Annotated in this window: 7 protein-coding genes; all 7 read right to left on the bottom strand. The window is 60.1% G+C overall.

What is annotated here, in order from left to right; genetic code table 11:
• Positions 1 to 158: 158 nt before the first annotated feature.
• The 7 genes from DW178_RS02140 to DW178_RS02110 all read right to left on the bottom strand — a co-directional run bounded on the left by DW178_RS02140 (position 159) and on the right by DW178_RS02110 (position 11,876).
• Positions 159 to 1,520 (bottom strand): ATP-binding protein, encoded by a 1,362-nt coding sequence (locus DW178_RS02140; RefSeq protein ID WP_118349470.1) that lies wholly within the window; start codon positions 1,518 to 1,520, stop codon positions 159 to 161.
• 298 nt (positions 1,521 to 1,818) lie between these two features.
• A complete protein-coding gene (locus tag DW178_RS02135; RefSeq protein ID WP_118349469.1) occupies positions 1,819 to 3,006 on the bottom strand; it encodes a HipA domain-containing protein in 1,188 nt (395 codons plus the stop codon).
• 202 nt (positions 3,007 to 3,208) lie between these two features.
• Positions 3,209 to 5,455 (bottom strand): DNA gyrase subunit A, encoded by a 2,247-nt coding sequence (locus DW178_RS02130; RefSeq protein WP_118349468.1) that lies wholly within the window; start codon positions 5,453 to 5,455, stop codon positions 3,209 to 3,211.
• A gap of 83 nt (positions 5,456 to 5,538) precedes the next feature.
• Positions 5,539 to 7,536: a DNA gyrase/topoisomerase IV subunit B gene (locus DW178_RS02125; RefSeq protein ID WP_118349467.1), complete on the bottom strand. Its 1,998-nt coding sequence runs from the start codon at positions 7,534 to 7,536 to the stop codon at positions 5,539 to 5,541.
• Between the two features lie 172 nt (positions 7,537 to 7,708).
• Positions 7,709 to 9,445, bottom strand: coding sequence for a helix-turn-helix transcriptional regulator (locus DW178_RS11375; RefSeq protein WP_286168463.1), 1,737 nt, complete (start codon positions 9,443 to 9,445; stop codon positions 7,709 to 7,711).
• Positions 9,446 to 9,805: 360 nt separating this feature from the next.
• Positions 9,806 to 11,293: an FAD-dependent oxidoreductase gene (locus DW178_RS02115; protein ID WP_118349466.1), complete on the bottom strand. Its 1,488-nt coding sequence runs from the start codon at positions 11,291 to 11,293 to the stop codon at positions 9,806 to 9,808.
• 10 nt (positions 11,294 to 11,303) lie between these two features.
• A complete protein-coding gene (locus DW178_RS02110; RefSeq protein WP_118349465.1) occupies positions 11,304 to 11,876 on the bottom strand; it encodes a cytochrome c3 family protein in 573 nt (190 codons plus the stop codon).
• Positions 11,877 to 12,199: the final 323 nt, after the last annotated feature.

The following is a 12,199-nucleotide window of genomic DNA, read 5'->3' as shown; positions in this document are numbered from 1 at the left end:
CCGCGACCGCAAACTACCGGGCAAACCCCGCATTTTTGTCTTGGCGAAAGCGGATGAGCCCATGCGACAAATGCAAACACCGACAACGCCATTCTCAGGCGACATCGATACGACGCCCAACCTGCACAAGCTCCAGCGGCGCGACACCATGGCACCAACTACACCTTCCTTACCTGCAGCTTGAACCCCTTCGGAACGCGAGCCCCCAAATACAGCGGCAAGAACGGCAACGCATACAGTGGCAGGTACAGCACCTTGCCACGCCGCTCAATATTGCCGCGCGACAAGACAATGCCCAGGTCAACGTTGTACCCCTCGGTTTCCAGCACGTGGTCGAGCGCCGCGTGGGCGTGATAGTAGCGCCCAGACTTCACCTCGATGGGCACCGCTTTACCGTTGCCCGCATCCACAACAAAATCGACTTCGCCGCGTTTGCGCGTTTGGTAATAGAAGAGCTGATGGCCCTGCGCCGTCAACTGCTGCGCCACAACGTTCTCGTACACGCCGCCAAGGTTCGGATCCTTCTCATCCAAGTACGCAGCCTGCGCCAGCGAAATAGGATAACGCGCCATCAACATGCCCGTATCGGACTGGTACAGCTTAAACTTCATAGGGTTTGCGGTCTTCAAAAGCGGCGATTTCGGCTCATCAACCAGATCGGTTTTCAGCGCCACACCCGCATTCGTCAGCCAAACGAAATCGCGCTGGTACTTCTCATAACGCGCCTGCGGATCAACCGAGTTCAACACGAAGCGCCGCGCTTCGCCCTCCAACTGAACGGGAAGCTGATCGAAGATGCTTTGCACCTGCAGCGATCGCACGGCGGCATACTTCGAGATATCGCGACGATATTGCCTGTTCAAGCCCTCAAGCACTTGGCGAACGGAAGCAATGTCGCCGTCGGAGTCGACAAGCCGTTGCACCGCCTCCGGCATACCGCCCGAGACGATATAGGTACGAAAATTCGCCATGAGCGCTTCGTGGATGTAGGCCTCGACCGGCGTTTCATCCTGGCAGCAACGACGCACTGACTCAAGCGCCTCTCCGCTCACGCCGATGGCCCAGCAAAACTCCTCGAAATCTAGCGGATGCATAGGCAGTTCGTGAACGGAACCCACCGGGTATGAGCGCACGCCCTTGAACTCCGTTCCCAGCATGGAACCGGAAAACGCCCAGTCGCAGCGCCCATCTTCCACCAAGAACTTCGCCATGGTAACAACGTCGGGAGCTTCCTGAATCTCGTCGATGAGCACAAGCGTATCATCAGGCACGATGGCCTGACCTGAGAGCACCGTGACGCGCGAAATGAAGTCATTGGCGTCGGAAGCCGCGCTTAAAGCTTCGCGTGCACGCTTGTCCTCGAACAGGTTGATTTCAATGTAGCGCGCGTAGTTCGCCTTGCCGAATTCACGGATGGCGAAGCTTTTGCCCACCTGACGTGCACCGACGATCAGCAACGCCTTTTCGCGCGCAATCGTTTTCCACGCTTCAAGCTTTGCTGTGATTTTACGCTTCAGCATATAGCTCACCTACCTGGCGTTTTTAGCGGATATCCTCCGAAATACAGGATTTACTTTATATCATTATCTACGAAATGCAGATTTTTCACAGCCGTATTTCCGACGAAATGCGTAATTTCTAAAGCCAGAAATCCTACGAAATGCAGGATTTTCATTTCTCAACACACCGGCAACCCAACAATGAGCGCAGACGGGCAGCCACCGGCCGCCTGCCAGCACGCCGGCAGCACGCCGACAGCACGGCAACGGCCCCGATTAAACGCACCTGACGAAACACCGGAAAGGCAGCCCCTTACCATCAGCCCTTCAACAGCGTGGCGGCGTTTTCCCGAACAGCACGCCCGAGCGTAAGCAAACGCTGCTTCGGGAACGCAAAGCCATCCCTCTGCCGCCCCACGCGCGCCAACGCTGCATCGTCAAACGCGAAATCATGCAAACGTTCAAGCCGTTCTCGCTGCTGCGGTCCCAATGCTGCACATGCTTGCTGATAAGCCGTTGGGCCGAACGCGCCTGGTGTAGCAGCAAAGCGCTCACGCAGCAGCTCCTCGGAAAGCGATTCCATACCATATTGCGGAAGCAGTGCCAAGTTGTTGTCGAAAACGGGTGCAAAGCCCAACACTCGCCCAGTGTGATTGTCGCGAAAAACGCCGTAGTTGCCCATATGGCGGTCGGGGTTCATGATTACCGCGTCGAACACCAACATGGATCGGAACCTTTGCCCCTCCTCTTCGCCAAGCTCATCGAAGAACGCTAATGCGCGCTCCAAGTTCATGCCGTCTTTCGCATCGCGATCAAGCATGTGGGCGAACGGCACGAACGATATTTCCGCATCATTCATCAAAACGCACGTCGAGCATAGGCGCTCTTGCCAAACGTCCAAGTCATACGCAACATGCGGCAATCCCATGGCAGCGGCAACCTGACTTGCCAAGTACTCGGACACGGGTTCAAGCCCCAAGCCATCATCATGCGCCGCCTTGTAAAGCACGCGCCGATCGTCGACAACGCGCCACGTCTTCGGAAACGACCCAGAAGGCGACAACTCGCTAGGAATGCCGGAACCCACCTGGTTTGAGGGGATGCGCCCCGTGTACGCGATAACGGAAAGCACCGTATCAAAGCTGTTGCCGAACAAGTTGTACTCGGCGAAGCAAGGCCCTTCACCTGCGGGAACAACACAATAGGGATCGTTAAGAGACATACCCTTCGTCACATCGATGATGCCCTTCGTGTCAGAAGCCCGCAGCCCGAACGGTGCAAGGATGCGCTCGACGTACGCGCGGTTCTTCGGGATGCGGCGCGAGTTCAGGAATCGCCGCAACTCGATATCGTTCGAGCAGCCCACCAGATTCAGCGGCAGCAATTCCTCCGCCCCCGGCTCCACGCGCAAGCCAACGGCACACGACTCGCCAAAGCAATTCGTCTCGAACGTGAACGAGGCGATCCGCTTGTCGAACAATCGTATCTCGTAACCCTGCGATGCCATGCCCCTCCAAACCGCTTTCCGCCCACCTGCCAGGACGAACGCACCCTTCTCGCCTAGCCCGCACGGCGCACCCAATGCCCAATGCATCCAGCGCACTCGGCATACCCTTCGCGTTGGCCGCGCACCGCGCCCAACGCGTCCGGCACATCCAACACGCTCAGCACGCCCAACGCGCCGCGCGTTCGCCCCGCTTCACCGGCTATTACTCTTCCAAATCGAACAGGCTCTTCATGTCCGTTTCCTTCATGGGCGAGCCGGAGGAGGGCAGGCTTGCCGCGCGGAACTTCTCCACGCTGGCGGTGCCGCCTAGGAACTCCTCAGCCGTGCCCACCATGGTCACGATGCGGCCGTTCTTCGCAGTGAAAGCTAGAACGCCCTGCGTGCTGTTGGTGGTCTTTGTCTTCAGCAGCGAGGTGTTGAAGTTGATCAGGCGCTGATCGCTTGACACTAGGGCCAAATCGCGATCCTCTTTCAGCACAGTTGCGAACAACAGCTTGCTGCCGCCGTAGATGGCGTTCTTCAGACGCTTGCGATTGGTCTTCGTTTCGTAACCCGCCAATGCCACACGCGCCACGCGGCCGTTCTCGAACACGAACAGCACGTCGGCCTTATAGTCCTCGGGGTCGATTACCCAGGTCACGCTCTCGTCAGGGTCCATCCCCAGGTCAGTGGGCAGGTACGAGCCCAGCTGCGCCGACTTGGTGTCCTCGAACTGCGCCACCTTGCACTTGTACACCTGACGCTGGTCGGTGAACACCAGCAGCTCGTGGGTGTTCGACGACGGGAACTCGATAAAGGGCTCGTCGCCGTCCTTGTACTTCAGCGTGGTGGCCTTGCGCAGCACGCGCTCGGTCATCTTCTTCAAGTAGCCGTCGCGCGAGAGCATCATGGTGACGGGGTATTCCTCCACCTCGGGCTCCAGACTGACTTCCACGATGTCGCCCGGCTCAACCAAGCCGGTTTTTCGCGGCGTGACGTGCTTCTTGTTCACCGCGGCAAGCTCGTCGCTGATGACCTGCTTGATCTTCCGCTCGCTGGCCAGGACCTCTTTCAGCTCGGCGATGTCGCCTTCCAGCTTCGCGATGTCCTTCGTGCGGTTGAGGATGTACTCCTCGTTGATGTTGCGCAGCTTCAACTCGGCCACGAACTCCGCCTGCACCTCGTCGATGCCGAAGCCCTTCATCAGGTTCGGCACAACCTCGGCTTCCAGCTTGGTGTTGCGGATGATGGCGATGGCCTTGTCGATGTCCAGCAAAATGGCCTCAAGGCCGTGCAGCAGATGCAGTCGGTCGCTTTTCTTCCCCAGGTCGAAGTTCATGCGGCGTCGCGTGGAATCCACGCGCCACGCGACCCACTCCTGCAGGATTTGGCGCACGCCCATAACGCGCGGGTACCCGTCCACCAGCACGTTGAAGTTGCAGGAGAACGAATCCTGCAACGTGGTGGAACGGAACAGCTTCGCCATGAGCAGCTCAGGGTCAACGCCGCGCTTCAGGTCGATGGCTATGCGCAGGCCGGAAAGGTCGGTCTCATCGCGGATGTCGGCGATTTCGCGCACCTTCCCCTCTTTCGCCAGCTTGACGATGCGCTCGATGATTATGTCGGTTTTCGTGGTGTAGGGAATCTCGTACACCTCGATGATACGCTCGTCGGGCAGGTAGCGCCAGCGCGAGCGGATCTGGAAGCTGCCCAAGCCCGTGTTGTAGATGCGATCCATCTCCTCGCGGCGGTAAATGATCTCGCCGCCGGTGGAGAAGTCGGGCGCAGGCATGTATTTCTGCAAATCGCAGTCCGGGTCCTTAAGGAAGTGTATGGTGGCTTCGCACACTTCGTTCAGGTTGAAGCCGCAGATGTCGGAAGCCATGGCAACGCCGATGCCCTTGTTCGCCGACACCAGGATGTTGGGGAACGTGGTGGGCAACAGGCGCGGCTCCTTCATGGCGCCGTCGTAGCTGTCCATGAAGTCGACCGGGTCCTTGTCGATGTCCTTGAAGATCTCGGCGCAGATAGAAGAGAGCTTCGCCTCTGTGTAACGCGAGGCGGCGTAGCTCAAGTCGCCGGAGTAGTACTTGCCGAAGTTGCCCTTGGATTCCACGAAGGGCGTGAGCAGGGCCTCGTTGCCCGTGGCAAGGCGCACCATGGTCTCGTAGATGGCCGAATCGCCGTGGGGGTTGAGCTTCATGGTCTGGCCGACGATGTTGGCGCTCTTCTGGCGCGCGCCGTTGAGCAGGCCCATCTTGTACATGGTGTACAGAAGCTTGCGGTGCGACGGCTTGAACCCGTCGATCTCCGGGAACGCGCGGGACACGTTGGTGCTCATGGCGTAGGGCATGTAGTTCACTTCGAGGGTTTGCGTGATGGGCTGTTCCAACACCTCGGAGTGCAGGCCGATCACGTTGGGGTTGTCCACATGCTTCTTCTTCGGTTGTGCTTTGGTCTTTCTTGCCACGGTCTCCCCTTGATGCGAATGGGCGGGCGCCGTCTTGCGCGCGCCCGCCGGTTTAGATCTTCAACAGCCTTGCGAAAGGCGCCTTATTGCAGGTCAAGCTGGTCGAGGTATTCCCTGCCGTGCTCGGCGATGTGGCGTTTGCGGCCCTCGTCGTCGTTGCCTAACAGCAGGTTGAACATGGTCTCCATATGCTCGACATCCTCGGGCTCCACCTTGATCAGGCGGCGCGTCTCGGGGTTCATGGTGGTGAGCCACATCATGTCGGGATCGTTCTCACCAAGACCCTTGGAGCGGTTGATGGAGCACTTCTGCCCGTCGATTTCCTTGAGGATGTTGTTCTTCTCAAGATCGGTGTAGGCGAAGTAGGTCTTCTCCTTGCAGTTGATCTCGTACAGCGGCGATTCGGCGATGTAGACGAACCCCTCGCGGATGAGCGTGGGCACCAGGCGATAGAGCATGGCCAAGATGAGCGTGCGGATATGATAGCCGTCGACGTCGGCATCGGTGCAGATGATGACCTTGCTCCAGTTCAGGTTGTCCAGGTCGAAGGTGCCAAGGTTCTTCATGCGGCGGTCGTTGACCTCCACGCCGCAGCCAAGCACGCGCAGCAGGTCCATGATGATCTCGGACTTGAAGATGCGCGGGTAATCCTCCTTCAGGCAATTGAGGATCTTGCCTCGCACCGGCATGACGCCCTGGAACTCGGCGTCGCGCGACGTGCGGATGGCGCCTGCTGCCGAGTCGCCCTCTACGATGTAGACCTCGCGGCGGCCCTTGTCCTTGGAGCGGCAGTCGATGAACTTCTGCACGCGGTTGGCCATGTCGGTCTTCTGCTGCAGGTTGGTCTTGATGCTCTGGCGCGTCTTCTCCGCGTTCTCGCGGGAGCGCTTGTTGATGAGCACCTGCTCCATGATCTTGTCGGCGGACTCTTTGTTCTCGATCAGGTACGTGCCCAGGCGTTCCTTGAAAAACGCCGTCATAGCCTGCTGGATGAAGCGGTTGTTGATGGCCTTCTTCGTCTGGTTCTCGTAGGACGTCTGCGTGGAGAAGCAGTTGGTCACGAGCACCAGGCAGTCCTGAACGTCCTGCCATTTAATGGCGCTTTCATTCTTGTTGTATTTGCCCTGCTGCTTGATATAGGCATCGATTGCGCTGGTCAGGGCGCTGCGCGCGGCCTTCTCCGGCGAGCCGCCGTTTTCCAGCCACGACGAGTTGTGGTAGTACTCCTGCATCTGGAACGTGCGCGAGAAGCACAGGCACGCGGTGATCTTCACGTTGTAGTCGGGCAGGTCATCGCGGTCGCGGCCGCGGCGGTCTGCCTGGATGAAGAAGGGCTCAGTCAGGTAGTCGTGGCCCACCTTCTCCATCACGTAGTCCTCGATGCCCTTGGGGTAGCAGAACTCCTCTTCGGAGAAGACGCCGTCCTGCCCCTCGATGCGAAGGCGGAACGTGACGTTGGCGTTGACCACCGCCTGACGGCGCATGGTTTCGCGATACCAGTCGTCAGGGATATCGATGGCGGTGAATACCTCCAGGTCAGGACGCCATTTGATGGTGGTGCCGGTGCGCGTCTCGTCGGTGGGCTCGACCTGCAGGGCCTTCTTCTTGGCGCCGACGACCTTGCCCTTCTTGAAGTGCAGCTGATACTTGTTGCCGTCACGCCATACGGTGACGTCCATGTACTCGGAGGCGTACTGCGTGGCGCATGAGCCCAAGCCGTTGGTGCCCAGCGAGAAGTCGTAGTCGCCGCCCTGGTTGTTGTCGTATTTACCGCCCGCATACAGCTCGCAGAACACCAGTTCCCAGTTGAAACGCTTCTCGGTGGGGTTCCAGTCAAGCGGGCAGCCGCGGCCGTTGTCCTCCACCTGGATGGAGCCGTCGACGAAGGCGGTAAGGGTGATCAGATTGCCGTAGCCCTGGCGCGCCTCGTCGACCGAGTTCGACAGGATCTCGAACGCGGCGTGAGCGCAGCCGTCAAGGTCGTCGGAGCCGAATATGACTGCCGGACGAAGGCGTACGCGTTCCTCGTCCTTCAACTGGCGGATGCTGTCGTTGCCGTAATTGACCGTGCTTTTTGCCATACCGTTCTTTCGCTTCTCGTATTCCCCTTGTGGTGTGCCTACCGCAAGTTACCACAAGGGTTGCCCGCCCCACAGCAACATCACGGCAAAAACATCGTACACCTGTTCGCTGATTGAAGCAAGTAGCGGTGAGGAAAGTGAAAAAAGCGCTCAGGGCCGCGCCCGCGCTATGCTAGCGCATTTCGCGAATGGTTTGCTGAAGCTCCCGTTTGCTGTGCACGTTCATTTTCATGTAAGCGTTTTTCGCATAGCTGCGCACGGTGTTCTCGGAAAGCACCAGCAGCTCCGCGATCGCGACTTTGCTTTTGCCCTCTGCAAGCATAAGAGCCACCTCGGCCTCACGGCGCGTCAATCCAAACCCCGCGATCAACCGCACGACGTCCCCGTCGTCTGCCGCATGCAAGACCGCCTCGCGATTCCGCTCCGACTCGATGACATCGCCCACAAGGCCCGACCTGCCATCGCCTTCCGCCCGCGCTTCGCAACGCTCGGCAATCGGCAGCTCGATGGCATCGCCTTCGCTGCCGGCAGCCGCAACGCCCGTGCGACCAGCGGCGCTACCCGTCGCGGCACAACCCGCAGGCCTCGCATCGCCTTCGCTACCTGCCCCGCCTTCGCCGGCCTCCTCGCCGGGAAAGCCCGTCAGCAACGCTCGAGAGCGCGGAACGTTGTCACCGAGCAGCACCGCGATGGAAATGGACAGCACGCACACCATCAATGCGGCCAACAGCGTCATCACCGAGCTTTGCGGCGCGAAAACCAGGATGCCCCAGCGCCCGACTTCACGCGAGAACAGAAACACCGCCCAGCACACGCCGAGCACCGCATACGGGTTCCACGGGGAATGGCGCGCGATGTCATAGCAGATGACCCACAAAATGCCGAGCGTCATGGTGTTGGCGATGGACACGAGCGCCGCACCGCCGGCAAGCCCCCACCATTCCAGCGTGGCCATCAGCACCACGCCCGCCGATGCCGCAACCACTTCGAAGCGCCACAGCGTCGCCGACGAAACAGCACGGCCGCGGCACAGCGCAGCCCACGCCCACACCCCGCACAGCACGACCACGCCACCTTGGTGCAACAACTGCATCCCCAGCGGCAATGCGATCGATTCACCGAACGGAAAACCTCGCGACACGCCCATGACCAGCATGAACAATGCCAATCCGGTCAGCAAACGCAAGAAATCGACGCGCGATTCCGCTCCATACGCCTTCGAGGCGATCGCAAACCCGGGGCACTCGCGCGACGACGAGATGCCGCCCGGAGCCTGCGGCCATCCGCGCTCGTCAGCCATACGCATCGACCGCCCGAAGCACACGTATGAAACCGTGGGCAGAAACACTCCGACCAGATAACACGTCGAGCGCGGCAAAGCGCCCATGACGAAACCGCCCAACGACCCCAATGCCAGCGAGCCCAACGCGCACAACAAAGCCGTTCGCGGACGCAAACGCAGGTAGAACGCCATCCACATACCGCCACCCCACACGATGCCCAGCCCCGCGCACGTGCACGCCGCGTACAGCACCGCATCGGAAGCAAGCGTCCCGTTCAAGAAGAACAGCACGCTGCCCAACGTCATGGCCGTAACGGAGAACCATTCGAGCGCCTTCGCGGACCCACGCCCTATCAAGCCACGCAGGGCGAACGCCACCAGCAAAACGGTGAACGCGATGCGCACGAAGTTGATGACGACGCTGACCAGCCCGGCATCGGACAGCATGTAATTGCCGTACAGGTTGCACTGAATCCAGATACGCACCACCGCAAGGCCGAAAAACGCAAGAGTACAGCCTTCGAACGCCTGATGCATCGCCGTGCGCGCAGCCGCCCTTTCGGCTGCGCGCGACCCGTCGGCATCGGTCCTGCGAACTTCGCGTATGTTCTCAAACTTGCTTCCCACTGAGCCCTCTCCCGGACTTCCCTTCTCCAACCCCCGCAGTATACCGTTTCCTGCAGCCCGCGATAAACAACGTAAACGCAACGCCAGGGTAAACAGCAAGCTGAAAGCACGACAACCCGCCTCAGTCCATTCACATCGGGAACCACGAAGGCGCCGCATCCCGAAGACCGGACCGCGGCGCCTTATCGACTTGCCATCTTCTTCTCTAGTCGCGGGCACGCAGGCGGAGACGATGCCGCGCAAACGATTGCGAGGACGTAACGGCTCGCTGACCCCTGCCGCATTCCGTCGACATGACAACCCCATGCGACGATTCGCCTAGCCCTGCCGCGCTGCCCGCGCACTCCCGCTGCGACAACCTTACGCGCTCAACGCCTCGCTCGCCGCGTTCGCGCCCGCAAAGCGGCCGGACGTGTAGGCGAAGTTCAAGCCGCAGCCACCCGCCGGATAGTCATCGTAGATGAAGGTACCGCAACACACCTCACCGGCAGAGTACAGACCGGGGATAACCTCGCCCTGTTCGTTCTTCACCTGGAAGTCGGTGTTGATGTCGAAGCCGCCGAACGAACCGTGGGTGCACACGCCCATCTTGAGCAGGTAATACGGCGCCTGAGTCAACGCCACCAGGTTCGCCGCGCCCTTCTTGAACTGCGTGTCGGCGCCCGATGCGACCATCTCGTTGTACGCCGCCAGCGTCTCGGAGCACGCCGCGCCGTCCACGCCCAGCTGCGCCGCTGCGGCCTCGACGGTGTCGCCCTTGGCGAACATGCCCTGCTCAAGGCCCATAGCAACCTTCTTCTTGAGCTTATCGGTCAAGCCGTCGACCATTGCCTGGTCGTACACGGCGAAGAACTGCTGGTCATCGAAGTGCGCCACCTGATAATAGATGTCGTGCGTCTGGCCGCCTTCATTCACGAAACGCTTGCCCTTCGAGTCGACCCACAGCGCCTTGGCGCTGATCAACTTGGATTGGCCAGGCTCGACCGGACACGCCAAAATGCCGTTCGTGCCGCCATGACCCGTGTAAGCCGCACCGATGTCCAGCCCCATCTGCAGCCCGGAACCGTCAAGGCCGATACCCACTTCCGTGTAAACGCCAACGTAATCAGGGCAATACTTCGCAATCATCTCGGGATTGCGGCAGAAACCGCCCGACGCGATGATGACGGCCTTGGCGTTGTAGATGACCTCCTTGCCCGCCTTTTCGGCACGCACGCCCACGACGCGACCCGTCGACTCGTCCACGATGAGCGCGGTTGCATCGGTATCGAAATGGAAGTCCACGCCCTGCTCCTTGGCCAGCTGCGTCACGGCCTTCAGCGCATCGTCGGCGTTGTTCTTGCACATGTGCCCGCGCTTGACCTTGTCCTTGCCGTTGCCCTTGATCTCATCCTTGAACGGGACCTTCAGATCCTCACGCAGCCAGTCGATCGTCTCGCCGGAGTGGTCGGCCATGAAGCGGTTCATAGCCAAGTCGACCTTGTCGGCGTTGCGCGTGAGCAGATAGTTGTAGTAGTCATCCGGGGTGTCGTCGATGCCGAGCTCCTTTTGCTGCACCGTGCCCGAGCCGTAGAACGTTCCGAGCGCAAGCGAGCTGGAACCGCCCTGCCAGCCAAGCTTCTCGATGCACACCGTCTTCGCGCCGTTTTTAGCGGCGAAGGCGGCCGACGTGGTACCCGAACCGCCTGACCCGACGACTACTACATCGTAGACGTACTGCGTAGCGCCCTTCGAGCAGCCGGTCAGGTTGCCAAGCGCGATGGTTGCCAGCCCCAGGCCCGCAAGGCCGACGAACTGGCGGCGGCTCAGGCCGCGACGTGCGTCAAGCGTCATATCGTTCGTAGTCATTCCGCTCCCCCTAGCTCTGCTTCGCGCTCATGTAGTCGCTGTACGACATCCAGCCATCGGGCACCTCGGCCTCGGCATGGCACTGCGTGCAGTACATCACGGACTCGGAATGCGCCTTATGGCATTCGCCGCAGTCGATATCGCCATGCTGCTGCACATGCGGGTTGAACGCCATATTGCTGGTGGATTCGGTGAGCTCGTCGCGCGTCATGTTGTGGCACGACTCGTTCAGGCAGAAACTCTCGTTGTATTGGAACGTATTCTCGGCAACGGGGTCGGTGAAGTCGTCGGACACCCACGCGGTGGCCTCGGCGACCTGGTCGTCGAGCTTCGCCTCATGGCAATCCAGGCACACTTTGCCCTGCTTCGCGTGAACCGCCGACAGCATCGACGAGTTGCCGGATTCATATGTTTCCACGTAACGGTCCATCGGCTTGTGACAGATCGCGTTGCAGAAGCTCGGCTGCTGATGCCATACCCAAAAGCCCGCACCCGCAAGCGCGATCACGACGATCGCGACAACCGTGACGATGAGTCCCTTGCGCCCTTTTTGGGCGTTTCCAGAGACATCCGTTTTGCTCATGGCCCTTCCTCTCCCTCGTGAAACCATGCAAGATCCTCGCGCATCCTTGCGGAGGACATAGCGAAGGATAGGCTGCGGACAAAGCGACCAGCAGACACGAAGCAGGGTGGTTTACCAGGCAATTTCGAAAACGGGTGGGCAAACGGGTGGGGCAAAAGGGCGCCATTTCGGGAAAAGAACGTCCCAAGCGCTTCCCGACATCTCGGAACCGGGCATATCGGGGGGAGCGGGTTAAACACCAAGAAGCGCCGCGAGAGAACGCGGCGTCCCTCGAGTTGCAACCCGCACGGACGCCTTGGGACGCCTTGGGAGGACACTTTGGG

Source organism: Eggerthella sp. AM16-19, assembly GCF_003474385.1.
Taxonomy (GTDB): Bacteria; Actinomycetota; Coriobacteriia; order Coriobacteriales; family Eggerthellaceae; genus Senegalimassilia.
This window is presented reverse-complemented; position numbering and strand designations above follow the sequence as displayed.

Excerpts from the sequence above, each read along its gene's own strand:
- DW178_RS02140 (WP_118349470.1), bottom strand. The coding sequence starts at position 1,520 with ATGCTGAAGCGTAAAATCACAGCAAAGCTTGAAGCGTGGAAAACGATT.
- DW178_RS02135 (WP_118349469.1), bottom strand. The coding sequence starts at position 3,006 with ATGGCATCGCAGGGTTACGAGATACGATTGTTCGACAAGCGGATCGCC.
- DW178_RS02125 (WP_118349467.1), bottom strand. The coding sequence starts at position 7,536 with ATGGCAAAAAGCACGGTCAATTACGGCAACGACAGCATCCGCCAGTTG.
- DW178_RS02115 (WP_118349466.1), bottom strand. The coding sequence starts at position 11,293 with ATGACTACGAACGATATGACGCTTGACGCACGTCGCGGCCTGAGCCGC.
- DW178_RS02110 (WP_118349465.1), bottom strand. The coding sequence starts at position 11,876 with ATGAGCAAAACGGATGTCTCTGGAAACGCCCAAAAAGGGCGCAAGGGA.